Source organism: Bifidobacterium commune (genome assembly GCF_900094885.1).
GTDB classification, from domain to species: domain Bacteria; phylum Actinomycetota; class Actinomycetes; order Actinomycetales; family Bifidobacteriaceae; genus Bifidobacterium; species Bifidobacterium commune.
On sequence record NZ_FMBL01000003.1, the window covers coordinates 1 to 17,448 of the forward strand.

Genomic DNA, 17,448 nt, shown 5'->3' on the forward strand with positions numbered 1-17,448 from the left:
CGGGACTCACCTCGGCCGTCCCCGCCAACAGGAACGATGAGACGCGAGGGGCTTTCTCCCGCGTCCGTGCGCGGTGTCGGGTCCCCGGCAACGGCATCGCCGTCCGGCCGTCCGGCGCACCGGGCGGTGCGGTCAGTCACCGCCCGGGGGAGGGCTCGGCCGCCGACCCGTCAAAGTCCGGCGGGGGCGTGGCCCCGTCACCGGGTCCCCGCGGCCCCTCCCGCGGGCATGAAAAAAGGGAGGCCCGAAAGGGCCTCCCCGTGAAGTGTGATGCGGCGGCGAGCTACTCTCCCACACCCTATCGGGTGCAGTACCATCGCCGTGCCAGGCCTTAGCTTCCGGGTTCGGAATGGGACCGGGCGTCTCCCCTGGGCTGTGACCGCCGCAAATCTTATATTGTACGCAACCCACCGGGTTGCGGGAAGTGGCGGCTCGGGAACCGGAAAGCGGACGCGTGAAAGAAGCAATGTGTATCGAGTCGTGGTCACCAAGCGCTCCGTGCTGCCTGATGTAATTCGCAGAGGATGCCCCACGCACCCGACGTACGTCGGGTAGTGTGATTGCCTTTCGGCCGTTAGTACCGGTCTGCTCCACCCCTCGCGGGGCTTCCACGTCCGGCCTATCAACCAGGTGTTCTGACCTGGGGCCTACAGGGACTCGAGGTCCCAAGGAATATTAATCTCGGAGCAGGCTTCCCGCTTAGATGCTTTCAGCGGTTATCCCTTCCGAACGTAGCCAACCGGCCGTGCCGCTGGCGCGACAACCGGCATACCAGAGGTTCGTCCACCCAGGTCCTCTCGTACTATGGGCAGGTCTCCTCAATATTCCAACGAGCGCAGAGGATAGAGACCAAACTGTCTCACGACGTTCTGAACCCAGCTCGCGTGCCGCTTTAATCGGCGAACAGCCGAACCCTTGGGACCTGCTACAGCCCCAGGATGCGACGAGCCGACATCGAGGTGCCAAACCATCCCGTCGATATGGACTCTTGGGAATGATCAGCCTGTTATCCCCGGGGTACCTTTTATCCGTTGAGCGATGCCGCGTCCGTACGCCGGCACCGGATCACTATCTCCGACTTTCGTCCCTGCTCGACCCGTCAGTCTCACAGTCAAGCCCGCTTGTGCGATTGCACTCAACACCCGATTGCCAACCGGGCTGAGCGGACCTTTGAGCGCCTCCGTTATCCTTTGGGAGGCAACCGCCCCAGTTAAACTACCCGCCAGGCACTGTCCCTGACACGGATGACGTGTCGAGGTTAGACATCAAATGAGAACAGAGCGGTATTTCACCTTTCGGCTCCACGACAGCTGGCGCCGCCGCTTCGAAGCCTCCCGCCTATGCTACACAATCCTCACCTAATGACAATACCAAGGTATAGTAAAGGTCCCGGGGTCTTTTCGTCCTTCTGCGCTTAACGAGCATCTTTACTCGTACTGCAATTTCGCCGAGCTCCTGGTCGAGACAGTGGGGAAGTCGTTACGCCATTCGTGCAGGTCGGAACTTACCCGACAAGGAATTTCGCTACCTTAGGATGGTTATAGTTACCACCGCCGTTTACCGGGGCTTGAATTCACCGCTGCCCCCTCACAAGGAGGGATGACGGATCCTCTTAACCTTCCGGCACCGGGCAGGCGTCAGTGCATATACAGCGGCTTGCGCCTTCGCATGCACCTGTGTTTTTGGTAAACAGTCGCTACCCCCTGGTCTGTGCCACCCCCCAAGGCTCCGGGCGCGAGGCCCTTCACCCCAAGGGGTCTCCCTTATACCGAAGGCACGGGAGTAATTTGCCGAGTTCCTTGACCAGGATTCGCTCGATCGCTTTGGTATTCTCTACCTGACCACCTGTGTCGGTTTGCGGTACGGGCGCCGCAGGCCCTCACGCCGAAGCTTTTCTCGGCAGCATGGATCACCGGATATCGGCCCATACGGACCCCATCATCACGCCTCGCACTGTTGCACCGCGGATTTGCCTACGGTACGTGCTGCGCGCTTAACCACGGAAAACCACCTCCGCAGCCGGCTACCACTCTGCGTCACTCCTGCGCTGACCTACCGGAAGGTCTGTCCCAACCACCCCGCCTCAGGAACCCCGAAGGGAACCATCGACGGGAAGGGAGGTTAGTACCCCACTTTCGGTCCTGTCGGTCCTGCGCCGGTACGGGAATATCAACCCGTTCATCCATTCGACTACGCCTGTCGGCCTCGCCTTAGGACCCGACTCACCCGGGGACGATGAACGTGGCCCCGGAACCCTTGGTCATCCAGCGGACGGGATCCTCACCCGTCTTTCGCTACTCATGTCTGCATTCTCACTCCCGCACGGTCCACGGCTCGTTTACACGGCCGCTTCACCCCATACGGGACGCTCTCCTACCCAGCGACAAAGTCGCTGCCGCGTCTTCGGTGGCGTGCTTGAGCCCCGCTACATTGTCGGCGCGGAACCACTAGACCAGTGAGCTGTTACGCACTCTTTCAAGGGTGGCTGCTTCTGAGCCAACCTCCTGGCTGTCTATGCGACTCCACATCCTTTCCCACTTAGCACGCGCTTCGGGACCTTAGACGACGATCTGGGCTGTTTCCCTTTCGACGACGGAGCTTATCCCCCGCCGACTCACTGCCGCGCTAAACACCACGGGTATTCGGAGTTTGGTTGCCCTCGGTACGCGATACGCGCCCTCAGGCATCCAGTAGCTCTACCCCCCGGGTGAACCACACGACGCTGCACCTAAATGCATTTCGGAGAGAACCAGCTATCACGGAATTTGATTGGCCTTTCACCCCTAACCCCAAGTCATCCCCCCAGTTTTCAACCTAGGTGGGTCCGGTCCTCCACGCGGTCTTACCCGCGCTTCAACCTGCTCAGGGCTAGATCATCCCGCTTCGGGTCCAGGACAAGCGACTCAAACGCCTTTTAAGACTCGCCTTCGCTACGGCTCCCCCACGACGGGTTAGCCTCGCCACTTGCCACTGACTCGCAGACTCATTTTTCGATAGGCACGCCGTCACCCCTCAAGGAGGCTCCGACGGTTTGTAGGCGCACGGTTTCAGAAACTATTTCACTCCCCTCCCGGGGTGCTTTTCACCTTTCCCTCACGGTACTCGTTCACTATCGGTCAGACAGGTATATCTAGGCTTACCCCACGGTCGGGGCTGATTCACACGGGATTCCTCGAGTCCCGTGCTACTTGGGAACCTGGATCGGAAGGCAGCGCGCGACCGGCTACGGGGCCATCACCCTCTACGGCCGGGAATTCAATCCCGTTCGCCTAGCACGCCGCTTTATGACTTCCGCCGGACGCTCCAGCATCCGGGCACCAGACCCCACAACACCCGCCGCGCAACGCCTGGAGGCTATCACACGCGGCCGGTTTGGCCTGATCCGCTTTCGCTCGCCACTACTCACGGAATATCCTTTCCTGCAGGTACTGAGATGTTTCACTTCCCTGCGTACCCCCCGCACGAATGCGGTGCCGGCCCATACGACCGGCGGGTCCCCCCATTCGGAAATCCTCGGATCAAAGCCCTGTCGGCGGCTCCCCGAGGCCTATCGCGGCCCCACACGTCCTTCATCGGTACTGTCTGCCAAGGCATCCACCATACGCCCTTACCAGCAACACACACCCATACAGGAATGCATGCCGCAAGGACCCTTGCGAAAAAACTCTGGACAACACATCATCACACTAAAAATGATCACAAAACGATCGACCAAATCCCCAATCCGAAAGAATCGGAGACCGGTCTTAAAAAATTGCATCTAACAAAGCAAGACAAAATCTTGCTCGCGTCCACTATCCAGTTCTCAAGCCACCACGCACGACCGCATCAGACCCGCAACAACAGGAAATCAACGGAAGGCACGAATCGCACCCGCAAACGCGGGGGTGGCGATCCGGGAGCCCAAAAGCATGCCTGCACCACCCTGAAAAGCAAAGCAATCGTCATCGATCTTTTCCACACCAGCAGGACCGAACCAGGGAACATCCCCGGCAGGCCCGACACCGGACGCCAAACAGCGTCCTGAATTCTCCGTAGAAAGGAGGTGATCCAGCCGCACCTTCCGGTACGGCTACCTTGTTACGACTTAGTCCCAATCACGAGCCTCACCTTAGACGGCTCCGTCCACAAGGGTTCGGACACCGGCTTCGGGTGCTGCCCACTTTCATGACTTGACGGGCGGTGTGTACAAGGCCCGGGAACGCATTCACCGCGGCGTTGCTGATCCGCGATTACTAGCGACTCCGCCTTCATGGAGTCGGGTTGCAGACTCCAATCCGAACTGAGACCGGTTTTAAGGGATCCGCTCCATGTCGCCATGTCGCATCCCGTTGTACCGGCCATTGTAGCATGCGTGAAGCCCTGGACGTAAGGGGCATGATGATCTGACGTCATCCCCACCTTCCTCCGAGTTGACCCCGGCGGTCCCTTGTGAGTTCCCACCATAACGTGCTGGCAACACAAGGCGAGGGTTGCGCTCGTTGCGGGACTTAACCCAACATCTCACGACACGAGCTGACGACGACCATGCACCACCTGTGAACCTGCCCCGAAGGGAAACCCCATCTCTGGGGCGGTCAGGAACATGTCAAGCCCAGGTAAGGTTCTTCGCGTTGCATCGAATTAATCCGCATGCTCCGCCGCTTGTGCGGGCCCCCGTCAATTTCTTTGAGTTTTAGCCTTGCGGCCGTACTCCCCAGGCGGGATGCTTAACGCGTTAGCTCCGACGCGGAACCCGTGGAATGGGCCCCACATCCAGCATCCACCGTTTACGGCGTGGACTACCAGGGTATCTAATCCTGTTCGCTCCCCACGCTTTCGCTCCTCAGCGTCAGTAACAGCCCAGAGACCTGCCTTCGCCATTGGTGTTCTTCCCGATATCTACACATTCCACCGTTACACCGGGAATTCCAGTCTCCCCTACTGCACTCAAGCCCGCCCGTATCCGGCGCAGACCCATCGTTAAGCGATGGGCTTTCACACCAGACGCGACGAACCGCCTACGAGCTCTTTACGCCCAATAAATCCGGATAACGCTTGCGCCCTACGTATTACCGCGGCTGCTGGCACGTAGTTAGCCGGCGCTTATTCGAAGGGTACACTCACTCTCGCTTGCTCCCCAACAAAAGCGGTTTACAACCCGAAGGCCTTCATCCCGCACGCGGCGTCGCTGCATCAGGGTTCCCCCCATTGTGCAATATTCCCCACTGCTGCCTCCCGTAGGAGTCTGGGCCGTATCTCAGTCCCAATGAGGCCGGTCGCCCTCTCAGGCCGGCTACCCGTCAAAGCCTTGGTGGGCCACTACCCCGCCAACTAGCTGATAGGACGCGACCCCATCCCATGTCGGTAACCCTTTCCCGCGATCACATGCGATCACGCGGAACATCCGGCATTACCACCCGTTTCCAGGAGCTATTCCGGAACATGGGGCAGGTTGGTCACGCATTACTCTCCCGTTCGCCACTCTCACCACGGTGCAAGCACCATGGATCCCGTTCGACTTGCATGTGTTAAGCACGCCGCCAGCGTTCATCCTGAGCCAGAATCGAACCCTCCACAAAAAAATGCAGAAAAGCCGTTCAACGACTCTCAAAATATTCCTAAATAAGAAAATCGACGGAACCGTTCCATAAGGGGGAACGGTCCACACAAAAACCTCGGCATCATTCAAGCCCCCTAGGGCACCCCAAACAGGGCCGACACCGAACTGGCAATCAAAAAACAATTAAACTTTACAAAAAAGTAGTACAGACACACTCTTGAGTTCTCAAACCACCACCACACCAACAAACAACCTCAACCTTTTGTGAGGGGCTGTCGTGTTGAGTAGCAAGAGATAAATATACGCGAATCTCCAATAGTATGCAAATCAATAGGGCATAAAAGACCATAGAACCGTTGCAATTAAACGGTTCTTTCGGCGTGTCACTATTGAAATAATCGCGACAGTACTTGTTATTCTAGGCAGAACATTACAAGAAGCAAGTTTAATTATCAAATTTTGACATATTTATGACCTATTGTATTTAGACAGCATGGGGTTGTGGCAATCCTGAAACACTATCGGGAGTAAGGATGCGGGGGGGGGAGAGAGAAGCTGGTATTGAAGCTGGTATTGAGATTAAAGTTGGAATCCAGATAGGAATCGAGATAGAGACTGGGTTGCACTCTTGAGGATGATTACAATCGGGGTATGACTAAGAAGATTGCGGTGTTGACCGGAGCGGGGATATCTACGTCGGTGGGGATTCCCGATTTTCGGGGACCAGATGGGGTGTGGACCAAACATCCTGATCAGATGAGCGTCTATGACATTGGGGCATTTGTTGGCGATACGAAGGCACGTGAGCATTCATGGGCTTGGCAGAAGGCGTCGCCAGTGTGGAATGCACAGCCTGGGAATGCGCATAAAGCCCTGGTCAGGCTGGAGAAGGCGGGAATGCTGACGCTTTTGGCCACGCAGAATTTTGATGCACTGCATGAAAAGGCCGGAAATTCTAACGATGTTATTGTCAACCTGCATGGCACGATAGGTACTTCGCACTGCATGAAATGCCGTGCACAATACAAGACGGCCGACATTATGGGGAGACTCGACGACGAACCGGACCCGCGTTGTCATCGTAGGCTGCCGTATAACGGCAATATGACCTGTAATGGGCTGATTAAAACGGACGTTGTCTACTTTGGGGAGATGCTGCCCGACGGAGCGATGGAAAAATCAATGAAACATGTGGCCGCGGCTGACGAGTTCTGGGTGATTGGGTCGACACTTGAGGTTTTTCCTGCTGCATCGCTTGCCCCGACTGCGGTGCAGAGTGGGGTGCCGATGACGATTATGAATATGGGGCGGACGCAATATGACGGCCTTGCTACTCGGCTTGTACATGCCGATATTGCCGAAGCCTTGCCACAGCTGGTCGAGCAGACGATTACCGACGCCGGAGAATAGGGGCATCGACGGAGGGAAATCTGCCTGTCGATAAAGAAACGGCGTCATACAGCAGGTAACACAGCTTCGAACAACGGGGCTGCACCGGTTCAGCAATAGGAACGCCGCGGTTCATACAACGGGAAATACTACAGCTCACACAACATCAGCAAAACAAAATGGGAACAGTCCGCATAAAACAAAGAACACCCCGGTTTACACAACAGAACGTGACAGCACGCACAATAAAAGGCAGCAATCAACACAACAGAAACGCTGCAATCGATGAAATGGAGAAGCCAGCAAACAACGTAATAGGAATGCTGCGGAGTTTTTATGGGATGTAGGGGCGAGAGTATGTGGGGAGATGGCCGGAAGCGTGGCGACGACTGACCCGTTTTATGGCGTGTAGAGAACGGGGCGCGCGAGAACGAAGGTTGCGACAACCCCCTTGTCGCGGGTGTCGTATTTTGCGACAAGGGGGCTGTGGTGCGAGGTGCTTTTAGTAGATACGTTTAGGGTTGAAACCGGCTTCTTTTAGGGCGGTTAGAACCTGGTCGATGTGGTCGGGGCCGTTGGTTTCCACAGTGACTTCCAGCGAGACCAAATCGGTGTAGTGACTCGATGCCTTGAATTGGTCGTGATCGAGCTGGATGACATTTGCACGAGCGGCTGCGAGTACTTGCGCAACTTTTACCAGCTGACCGGGGGTATCGGGAAGTTCGACTTCAAAGTTCATGATGCGGCCGCGGGCAATCATGCCCTTTTGAATAACCGCGCTGATGGTGACCGTGTCGATATTGCCGCCGGAAATGATAGGGGCAATGACATGCTTGCCCTTGGCCTCCGCAGACACTCGCGAGCGCAGGGTCAGATGCTCAAGCGCGGCCAAAGAAACAGCACCGGCTGCCTCGACGACCAATTTATGCTTTTCGAGCATCAGCAGAATCATCTCGTTGATGTCACGCTCTGAGACAGTGACAAAATCATCAAGGTATTCGTTCAGGATTGCAAAAGTGAGATCTCCGGGGTGGGCGACCGCCACGCCTTCGGCCGAGGTGACCACTTTATCAGCCGGAACCAGTGATCCTGCCGCGAACGAATCCTTAAATGCGGGGGAACCTTCCGGAACCGCGCCAATGACCTTGACCTCAGGCTTGAAGGTTTTGATGGCGAGCGCCACACCTGCGCCCAGCCCACCTCCACCGAGCGGAACCACGACATCGGTGACGTCGGGAACGTCTTCAAGAATTTCGAGTCCAATGGTGCCTTGGCCGCAAAGCACCTCGTAATCGTCAAACGGAGGAACGTAAATCATCCCGTCGCGCTGGGAAAGTTCGGAAGCGTAAGCTGCGGCTTCGTCGAACAAGCTTCCGTGCAAAACCACGTTCGCGCCGTAGGATTTCGTGGCATCCACTTTAAGTGGCGGGGTACTCTCTGGCATCACGATGGTTGCCTTGGCCCCGCGCTCTCGGGAGGCATAGGCAACACCCTGCGCATGATTGCCTGCTGAGGCCGTGATGATGCCGCGGGCCAGCTCTTCATCACTGAGGGATGCAATCTTGTTGTACGCGCCGCGAATCTTGAACGACCCAGTGACCTGAAGATTTTCCGGCTTCAGGAGAATCTTGTAGCCGGTGGCTTCGGAAAGGGTCGGCGAAGGCATGATACGGGTGTGTCGTGCAGTACCGTCGAGTCTGCTGGCAGCAAGTTTTAGTTCGGCTGCATGATCGCGTTGAAGCGCTTTGACGACGTCATCCTGTTTCATACCAGAATTGTATGGCCGCACAGCACTTCAGCTTGGCTGCTGTTCCAAAATACAGATACTATTTCTTTGCTTTAGGCACACCCTTCGGCTTTGCATTATTTTTCGCTTCGATTTCATCCTTGGGCCGACCTTCAAGCTCAGGGAGGGAGCCCGCGGCGACAGCTTGGGATTCGGATACCAAATAGCCGAGAAGGCGTTCCGTATCAGCTGGGCTGGCGATGCGGGAGTGAGCTTGAGTGTCCCCTGCGCCGACTTTGATGGTCCAACCGGTCAACGTTGAGTCATTTGACTCGATGTCGCTTTCTGCATCCGCCGAAGACAATGCCGACTCCACATCGATCTCACTGTGAGGCTCGATGTGAGCGCCCGCTGCGTTGACAACAGCCTCGAACATTGTTTCATCGGTGGTGTCATCGCCAAGAGCCAGCACGAAATCATAACGACCGCAGCGCAGCAAAGGTTCGACAGCCTGGCCCTTGCTTACATTTGTGGGGCATACCTCGATGACCTTGGAGTTGCGCATCACCAATAGATCGTATTGAGGGCAAATCTTTTCAAGTTCAGCTACGAGACGTTCGCGTTGTTCCTTTGCCAGTTTTTGGTCGCTCAAACGATAATGCCATGCCAAATCCGTGGATTTATGCTCGATGAAAGACTTCGGGACGCGTGCGACGGCCTTGTCCATGATGATTTCGATGATCGGACGCCACTCCTCAGGGTCGGGCATTCCGTCCGCGCGTATCCAGATGCGTTTGGAGGCGGCCTTGTCCGAAATGACAGGTTCACTGCGCCAAGCGCCGTGTTCAGCAATGAGGCCAACGGGCAAATCCCCGAACCACTCTTCCATGGTTTCCTGTGTGCGTCCGGAGACAAGATACAGGTCGACATCGGGAATGGATCCAACCTCACGCAGCAAGGCAAGTAGGCGGCGCGTCGGCTTGGCCCGCCCCGGAGTACGCGTCAGCTGAGTGAGTGTGCCATCGTAATCGCACAACAACAGTTTGCGGCCGGATTGACCCCATTCATGAACCAAGCGATCGCGCTGGATGCTTCGCAGGCGGCGATCAGCCCAGCGTGGATCACTGACCTGACGCAGCGCACTGAGAAACTCCGTGCTCCACAGACTTGCGGTGCGGTATTTGAGACGGGCCTGCATAACTGCGTTGCGACGCTTGGCTTCGGCCGAGCTGATCTCCAAAGCCGAATGCAGCGCCTCACATACCGCTTCGGTGTCGTATGGATTGACGATGTATGCGTCCGTCAGTTCGCTGGCAGCACCGCATTGGTCGGAAAGAACGAGTGCGCCGTCGCGCCCATCACGCGAAGCCAGGTATTCCTTAGCCACTAGATTCATACCGTCGCGAAGCGGGGTCACCAAGGCCACGTCACCTGCGGAGTAGATGCCGCAGACGGGCTTGATAGGCAGCGAACGAGTGATGTAATGAATGGGAGTCCATGAAAGCAGCGAATACTTACCGTTGATTTCGCCTACCAATTGATCGACATGTTCCTTAAGCTGGCGATAGCTTTCAACACCCTCACGTGAAGGCGTGGCCAGGAGATAATAGGTGACGTGTCCAACCCATTCGGGATAACGGCTCAGCATGAGGGCAAAAGCGCGCAGACGCTCCGGAAGACCCTTTGTGTAATCAAGTCGATCGACGGAAACGATGACCTTGTTGTCTCTGGTGCCGCGTTTGGCCGCTGCAGACTGGGCCAGCTTGACCTCGGACAAGTCGTCTTCAGTGTAAGCGCTCCAACTCTCTTCCGCTTCGGCTGCTGCGCGGGATTCCGCAGAAAGTGAGGTGCTCACACGACGTGTGCGTTTACCGCTGAACGCCTCGATTCCGTGTCGCATGGCCTGTGCAAGGCTGGAACGCGCGTTGCGGCGATACAGGCCGTAGTCCATGCCGATAGGGAATGCGTCAACCGTCACGAAACGCTGCCTTCCATCTTCCTGAACCGATATACGACCGCCTTTATCGATGCCGAGGTTGAGCATCGACTTGACCGACGCCAGGAAATTGGCGCAGAAATCCTCGGTGTGGAAGCCGAGCAAGTCTGCCCCCATCAAGCCCTCCAGAAGCTCCTTGCCGTTGGGTAACTGGTGGAATATTTCGGGACTCGGGAACGGGATGTGAAGGAACCAGCCAATTTTGAGCTTCGGCTGCCGGGCGCGCAGCAGCGCGGGCAGAAGCATGAGATGGTAGTCCTGAACCCACACGGTGTCGTCAGGATTGGCCAACGCGGCGATGGTGTCAGCGAATTTCTCATTGACCTCTTCATAAGCCTTCCAAGTCAAGGAATCGAACTTGGCCTCATGCGCGAAATCATGGAACAGCGGCCAGAGGGTATCGTTGGAATATCCGGCATAGTAACCGTTGATTTGTTTGCTATCGAGGAAGATGGGGATGCAGCGATGGCGTGTGAACTCGTCACTGATGGCGTTGATTTCATCTTCGGTGCGAGTTGTCGGGTCGATACCGCTCCAACCGACCCAGAGGCAATCCTTGTGGGACTTATGATATGGCCCGATGGCAGTGGAGAGTCCGCCGATATTCTGAGTCAATACGTACGTACCGTCCGGTCTGCTGTGCAAAGACATAGGAAGCCTGTTGGAAACAATAATCAACCGAGCCATAACCGCTCCTTCACTCATCTTTGATGGACATATGCGCGGCCAGTCGGACATCAACGGCCGCACGTACGCATATGGACCAGTATAAGCGAAAATACACCGAACCGAAGGGGCAGCGAATTGTTATATCCGAATGCCCTCGAATATCGTTGCGGATATTTATTCAAAACCGCACTTTGCTAACGGCGCACAGAAGCGACGTTCCGTTGGTTCCGCTACCGCCTTTGGGCGAAGAAAGCTGCAAGCAATTGCGCACATTCAGGCTCACGCACGCTTCCAACGGTTTCCGGGCAGGCGCCGATATGAGGGTCGCGCGGGATGTCCCAAACCGAACCGCAGGCACCAAGTTTCGCGTCCCAGGCACCGAAAATAATACGGCCAACGTGCGTTTGCAGCGCCGCTCCGGCGCACATCGGACACGGCTCGAGCGTGACCACAAGGGTGCAATCCGCGAAATTCCAAGCATTCTTACCATTACGTTTCGCAGCTTCTTGCATCGCCACGATTTCGGCATGCGCCAACGGGTCGCCATCGCACTGACGCCGATTGCGACCCCGACCAATGACGGCACCCTGCCCATCAAGCATCACCGCACCTACGGGGACCTCGCCCGCGTCGGCCGCTTCTTGCGCCAAGCGCAAGGCCTCCCCCATCACGCTTCGCATGGTCGTTTTTTCCATGCATCCCAGTTTAAAGGAAGGTTTGCGAAGCTCGGGGCGTAAAGCCGAGACAAATGTCCGATATAGTGGAATTGTAGTGTCCGAATGCTGGAAGCTTCAACGAAATCAGATTGCGAGCGCCATTGAAAGGAATCGATAATCCGTGCCAATATTTGAGCTGATCCTCTGCATCCTCGGAGCCGTCGTGCTCTCATCGTTCATCAGCCGATTCATTCCAAAGATATCCACCCCTCTCGTTCAGATTGCGCTGGGTGTCGTCCTTGCCTTCCTACCGACTTTTCCTCACATCAAACTTGACCCTGAACTATTCATGGTGCTGTTCATCGCGCCGCTGCTCTACCTTGAGGCCCATGAAATCGACAAGCGGATGCTGTTCAAGACCCTGAAATTCTCGTTGCCTATGGCCATCGGCTTGGCTTTCGGCACCATGGCCGTCGTGGGGCTTATGCTGCATGCGGTGTGGCCCGTGATTCCGCTGGCGGCGGCTTTTGCACTTGGTGCAGCGCTTGGACCCACCGACGCGGTCGCGGTTTCCTCGCTTTCGAGCGAAGCCTCATTCACAAAGCAACAGTCCGGAATATTGACCGGCGAATCGCTCTTCAACGACGCTTCCGGCGTTATCGGCTTCCAGTTCTCGATTTTGGCGGCCGTAACCGGATCATTCTCCATGGCGAACGCCACAAAAGATTTCGTTATTTCCTTCTTTGGTGGTGTGGCCCTCGGCATTGTGGCTGGCGTAATCGCCAATGGCGTCTTTACTCTCGTCCGGCGACTGGGCTGGGAAACGATGACTACACGCATCCTCATGGAATTGTTCCTGCCGTTCCTTGTCTTCCTTGGCGCAGAGGGCTTCCACATTTCAGGCATCCTTGCAGTGGTGGCTTTCGGCCTGACGGTCCATTTCGACCTCAACGGCATCGGCGGCCCCAACGTCGCCCGCACAAATATCGTTTCAAACAGCGTCTGGACTGTTCTTTCCTTTGCCTTGAACGGTACCGTGTTTATCCTGCTAGGACTGCAATTGCCGGACGCCATGCGAGCGAGCTGGCTCAACCATAATGTCCGCAACGTTGAGCTGGTGGGCATCATCCTGCTGGTCACGCTTGTGGTTATCGCCATTCGTTTCCTGTGGGTCTGGCTCATTGCGGCACCGACGCGCGATCCGGAAAGCGGCAAGCGCGCGCTACTTAAGCCGCGCTCTCTGCGCGATGCCATGGTAATGACCTTCGGCGGCCCCAAAGGAACCATCACCCTTTCGTTGATGTTCACCATTCCTTATACCGTCGCGTCGGGTGCTGCCTTCCCCATGCGCGACGAACTCATCTTCATCGCCGCTGGTGTCATCGTGCTGACGCTACTGCTTGCGAATTTCATGCTACCGTTGATTGCGCCCGCAGAAGACACTGACAAGGAATTTGGCAAGCTAACGGAAATCACCATCGAAGAGCTCACCCGTACGGTGCAGGAACTCACGAATCGCGTCAACGACGATAATCGCCACGCGATTTTGCCCGTCATCGACTCATACAACAACCGAATCGCCCGCCTTCGCCAGCGAATCAGTATGTTCGACTCCCAGGAATTCGAGACGTTGCGAATCGATGCGCTGCACTGGGAAAAGGAATATGTGCACAAGCGGCTTGATGAAGCTCGCGCCGACACGCAGATGGACAAACACCACAGGGAACTGCAAATCGAAGCCTGCGAGCGGATGCTGGATCAGATCATGAACGCCCTTCGCCACGCTTCGAATAAGAAGACCCACTATCGCGCAGTTTCACAGATTCGCGGTCGCGTTCACGGATTGCGACATCAGCTGATTATGGCTGTTAGACGAGCGCACAGCAAGTTCAGGAATTCCGATTCGGCGCTGAACGAGAACGAGATTTACTATTACCTGCGGTCGACGCAAATCAGCGCGCTCGATAGTGTGATTACTCGTTTGTACCAAGAGATGCAAGGCGATACATACAAGCATGAGTACTGCGCTCTGCTGTTGCGGGATTACCAACGTGCCCGCGCAGAACTGGCGAGTCGCAATGACATCAAGACTGCGGCAAAAATTGCACCGCAAATCTCGGAAGTCAAGCATGAGAGCTATTCCATCGAGCTGAGCATCATTCAGGAGATGCTCGAATCGGGCGAAATCAGCCGAAGCCAAGCCAAACAGCTGCGAAGCAACGTGTATGTGATGCAGGTTGATGCGGAGGCCGAGCTCTAAGAATCATTCAGTTGCGCCTGCCCTTTGTTTCGCAACACGGGGCAGGCGCAACTGTCATATTTCAAGGCGTTCACGTTGCGCAACCGGAGCCATGGCAAGGACGGCGCTATCGCTCAGGAACGGTTGCTCACATCACCCCAGAAGAGATGTTGTTCAGCAAAAGCCAGTGACGCAAGTCGCTGAATTCAGGCAGGCTCACGGCGTGGTCAAGCTGCCGGTAATGCTTCATCGTCAGCCAAGTGTGTTCTTCAAGCCAGGCAGCCGCAGCATGGATTTCATATTTCGGTATCACGGAGTCCATATCGCCGTACCCATAAAAAACCGGCCTTTCCATACTGGAAAGTCGTTCGTCGGCGGGAGCGGTGCCCGGTACTTGGCCGGGAGCCACGAATCCGGAAAGCGCTATGGCGGCCCGGTAACGTTCGGGATCAACACGCAGCAAGTGAATCGCCAACGCCGCACCCTGTGAAAAGCCAATTGGCACCAGTTCTCGACCCGTCTCGATATGGCGAGTCACCCAATTGTCAACGGCAGTGGCGGCAGCGAATATATCTCGGTCAAGATCTTCTCCCGTCGGCAGACTGTCGTGGTACCAGCTGAACGCACCGGAACCGCTGCCGAATTCACCGGGCCCCTCGGCCTGTAGAACCAACGGCGCACGCAACGAAACATAATCGTTGCCGGGTGCCACATAGCTCATCATCTGCGCCAAATCCTGCTCATTCGAACCCCAGCCGTGCAAACACAGGAACATGGGGCGGGTCGGACAGGCCTTTCCACCACCTTGCGAATAAATTGCGCGGGAAATCTCTTGGGGCTCACCGAAACGGCCCGGCACGACTTCGGATTCGCGACCGATAAGACCGTTTTCCTCGGGCCGTTCACCGGTTCGGCCGCTGTTTACTGCTTCGTTGCTCATACTGACCATCATAAACACCAAGGGCAACAGCGACATTGCGTTCGCGTACGATTTGATACCACAGAGCGGCGCTCGGGATATCCGCGGTCATAACACCGTACGGAAGAGACTATATAAGAAGTCGGTACACAAAAGAGAAACCCCGGTGCTGAACGCACCGGGGAAGAGAAGAGAGAAGAAGAAAGGGTTCAATTATCGGCATCCAAACCTCAAGATAACCGGTCAACTCTTGCTGACAGGTATTATGTAACTCCACAATCCTTGATGAAAGAATTAGATTACCTGAATGTTATCTGGTAATTTTGTGATGTTTCGTACATTAATTACTACTTTTTGTCTAATTTTGAATAATTAAAACTGGTCAGATTTGCCATTTCAGCTGGTATTGCAGCGTACACAGGGCAAAATCGGAAACGCACCTTCCAACCCGGGAACTGCGCACATGCGCACCTTGCGCCATTGCAAAGATCGACCTCGGCGCCAACGTCCGCAGGATCCGACGCCGCCGGCATCCTCGGCAACGTCTACACTTGCAGACAACGAAAACGAACAGAAAGGCTCCAGCCCGGCCGGGCCGCGACATCGTCCGCCGCCTCAGCCGACCGCAGGTGCACCGAACTTGGAGGAAACATGCTGCTTTCCGATCACGATATCCTTGCGGCGCAGGCCGCCGGCCACATCTCGCTGGATCCTTGGTCACCCGAAATGGTTCAGCCCGCTTCCATCGATGTTCGGCTCGACCGGTATTTTAGACTGTTCAACAACCACGCCTACACCTACGTTGACCCGGCCGAGAACCAAGGCAACCTGACCGAGCAGTTCGAAGTCGGACCCAATGAACCGTGGATCATGCATCCGGGCGAATTCGCGCTAGCCTCCACTTGGGAATACGTCAAACTCGATGAGACCATCGCGGCTCGGCTGGAAGGCAAAAGTTCGCTGGGCAGACTGGGCATTCTCACCCACTCAACCGCAGGTTTCATCGACCCCGGTTTCGAGGGACACATCACTTTGGAACTGTCGAATGTGAGCACGCTGCCTGTGAAGCTTTGGCCCGGAATGAAAATCGGCCAGCTGTGCTTCCTTCAACTCAGTTCGCCCGCTGCGCACCCATACGGATCGGATGGCATCGGATCGCATTATCAAGGCCAGCGCGGCCCGACCCCGTCACGCTCATATGCCAACTTCTACAAGGCCGAAATCGAGGACTGAGAACGGTCTGACAGCACCCCGCGCCATCAAGCTTGGCTCGGGGTGCTGGGACAATTGGACGCATGGCTAATAAAAAAGGCCCGACCAAGGGTTCGGGTGGAAAACATCGCAACGCATTGAAGGGTCACGGGCCGACACCCAAGGCCGAGGACCGCGTCTATCACAAGGCATACAAGGCCAAGCAGCGCAATGAGGCACGTCGTTTTGCCGATCCACGATTGGCTGCACGTCGCCGGGCCGCCAAGTACGCTTCCGATTCCGATGATCTGGTTGTCGGCCGCAACGCCGTGCTTGAGGCGCTGCGTGTAGGGGTTCCCAGCTCGCAACTGTATATCGCCAACCGCATCGAGCACGACGATCGCACACGAGAAATCGTGAAGCTCGCCGGTATGCAGGGACTCAACCTACTTGAGGCCGACCGGCTGGAAATGGATCGCATCGCCCATTCACGCAATCATCAGGGCATCATTCTGAAGGTGCAACCGTATCAGTATCACACGCTGGCCGAACTGGCAGACAAAGCCGACAAGAAGTCGCGTGCCATGCAGGAGGCCGATTCGTTGACCGCCCGCATCAACGCACGGCCACTGTTCATTGCACTGGACGGGGTTACCGACCCGCAGAATCTTGGCGCAGTGATTCGTTCAGCGGCGGCCTTCGGCGCGAATGGCGTCATTTTGCCGGAAAGACGCTCGGCATCGGTCAACGCGGCAGCATGGAAGGTGTCCGCCGGCGCCGCAGCACACCTGCCTGTGGCTCGCGTCGTAAACCTAACCAAAGCCATCGAAGCACTCAAGGAGCGCGGCTACTACGTGGTCGGGCTCGACGGCGGCGGCGACGCAGTTGTCGGAGAAAGCGGCTTTGAATCCGACCCGCTGGTCGTCGTGCTCGGTTCCGAAGGCAAGGGCCTGAGCCGCCTGGTGCGAGATGCTTGCGATTCCATCGCGGGAATTCCGATTTCCAGCGAAATCGAATCGCTTAATGCGTCCGTTGCAGCCGGCATCAGTCTTTATGCAGTCTCGCGTGCCCGCAGCAAAGCCGCGACCGAGACGAAATAGTGGAATAGCGCCGTCAACGTT

General features: G+C 56.4%; 9 protein-coding genes and 3 rRNA genes. 4 read left to right on the forward strand and 8 right to left on the reverse strand.

The window, feature by feature from the left end; all coding sequences use genetic code 11:
* Positions 1-270: 270 nt before the first annotated feature.
* From rrf to GA0061077_RS05435, 4 genes are all read right to left on the reverse strand, one after another.
* Positions 271-387: ribosomal RNA gene (gene rrf / locus GA0061077_RS05420) — 5S ribosomal RNA — on the reverse strand.
* A 166-nt stretch (positions 388-553) separates the two neighbouring features.
* A 23S ribosomal RNA gene (locus GA0061077_RS05425) occupies positions 554-3,621 on the reverse strand.
* A 229-nt stretch (positions 3,622-3,850) separates the two neighbouring features.
* Positions 3,851-4,015: a hypothetical protein gene (locus GA0061077_RS06895; protein WP_159426922.1), complete on the reverse strand. Its 165-nt coding sequence runs from the start codon at positions 4,013-4,015 to the stop codon at positions 3,851-3,853.
* Between the two features lie 23 nt (positions 4,016-4,038).
* Positions 4,039-5,561 (reverse strand): 16S ribosomal RNA (locus GA0061077_RS05435).
* The 16S, 23S and 5S rRNA genes sit together here, the layout of an rRNA operon.
* Before the next feature lie 632 nt (positions 5,562-6,193).
* Between GA0061077_RS05435 and GA0061077_RS05440 the strand changes: the two genes are divergently transcribed.
* A complete protein-coding gene (locus GA0061077_RS05440) occupies positions 6,194-6,952 on the forward strand; it encodes an SIR2 family NAD-dependent protein deacylase (protein ID WP_091847955.1) in 759 nt (252 codons plus the stop codon).
* 481 nt (positions 6,953-7,433) lie between these two features.
* On the opposite strand, the gene ilvA is transcribed toward GA0061077_RS05440, so the two are convergent.
* The 3 genes from ilvA to GA0061077_RS05455 all read right to left on the reverse strand — a co-directional run bounded on the left by ilvA (position 7,434) and on the right by GA0061077_RS05455 (position 12,017).
* Complete coding sequence (gene ilvA / locus GA0061077_RS05445) at positions 7,434-8,699, reverse strand: threonine ammonia-lyase (RefSeq protein WP_091847956.1); 1,266 nt, start codon at positions 8,697-8,699, stop codon at positions 7,434-7,436.
* Between the two features lie 58 nt (positions 8,700-8,757).
* Positions 8,758-11,340 (reverse strand): bifunctional alpha,alpha-trehalose-phosphate synthase (UDP-forming)/trehalose-phosphatase, encoded by a 2,583-nt coding sequence (locus GA0061077_RS05450; protein WP_159426923.1) that lies wholly within the window; start codon positions 11,338-11,340, stop codon positions 8,758-8,760.
* A gap of 212 nt (positions 11,341-11,552) precedes the next feature.
* Positions 11,553-12,017 carry a nucleoside deaminase gene (locus GA0061077_RS05455; RefSeq protein WP_234696537.1) on the reverse strand — a complete coding sequence of 155 codons (465 nt, stop codon included), beginning with the start codon at positions 12,015-12,017 and terminating at the stop codon, positions 11,553-11,555.
* Positions 12,018-12,159: 142 nt separating this feature from the next.
* Here GA0061077_RS05455 and GA0061077_RS05460 point away from each other — a divergent pair, with 142 nt between their 5' ends.
* Positions 12,160-14,238, forward strand: a complete 2,079-nt coding sequence (locus tag GA0061077_RS05460) for a cation:proton antiporter (RefSeq protein WP_091847958.1) — start codon at positions 12,160-12,162, stop codon at positions 14,236-14,238.
* 127 nt (positions 14,239-14,365) lie between these two features.
* Here the strand turns inward: GA0061077_RS05460 and GA0061077_RS05465 are convergent, their stop codons facing one another.
* Positions 14,366-15,157: an alpha/beta hydrolase gene (locus GA0061077_RS05465; RefSeq protein ID WP_091848145.1), complete on the reverse strand. Its 792-nt coding sequence runs from the start codon at positions 15,155-15,157 to the stop codon at positions 14,366-14,368.
* Between the two features lie 630 nt (positions 15,158-15,787).
* On the opposite strand from GA0061077_RS05465, the gene dcd reads away from it, so the two are divergent.
* Positions 15,788-16,369 carry a dCTP deaminase gene (gene dcd / locus GA0061077_RS05470; RefSeq protein ID WP_091847959.1) on the forward strand — a complete coding sequence of 194 codons (582 nt, stop codon included), beginning with the start codon at positions 15,788-15,790 and terminating at the stop codon, positions 16,367-16,369.
* 62 nt (positions 16,370-16,431) lie between these two features.
* A complete protein-coding gene (rlmB, locus tag GA0061077_RS05475) occupies positions 16,432-17,427 on the forward strand; it encodes a 23S rRNA (guanosine(2251)-2'-O)-methyltransferase RlmB (RefSeq protein ID WP_091847960.1) in 996 nt (331 codons plus the stop codon).
* Positions 17,428-17,448: the final 21 nt, after the last annotated feature.

Bases quoted from the DNA above. Each gene is read 5' to 3' on its own strand.
- GA0061077_RS05440 (WP_091847955.1), top strand. From the start codon at position 6,194: ATGACTAAGAAGATTGCGGTGTTGACCGGAGCGGGGATATCTACGTCG.
- ilvA (WP_091847956.1), bottom strand. From the start codon at position 8,699: ATGAAACAGGATGACGTCGTCAAAGCGCTTCAACGCGATCATGCAGCC.
- GA0061077_RS05450 (WP_159426923.1), bottom strand. From the start codon at position 11,340: ATGGCTCGGTTGATTATTGTTTCCAACAGGCTTCCTATGTCTTTGCAC.
- GA0061077_RS05455 (WP_234696537.1), bottom strand. From the start codon at position 12,017: ATGGAAAAAACGACCATGCGAAGCGTGATGGGGGAGGCCTTGCGCTTG.
- GA0061077_RS05465 (WP_091848145.1), bottom strand. From the start codon at position 15,157: ATGAGCAACGAAGCAGTAAACAGCGGCCGAACCGGTGAACGGCCCGAG.
- dcd (WP_091847959.1), top strand. From the start codon at position 15,788: ATGCTGCTTTCCGATCACGATATCCTTGCGGCGCAGGCCGCCGGCCAC.
- rlmB (WP_091847960.1), top strand. From the start codon at position 16,432: ATGGCTAATAAAAAAGGCCCGACCAAGGGTTCGGGTGGAAAACATCGC.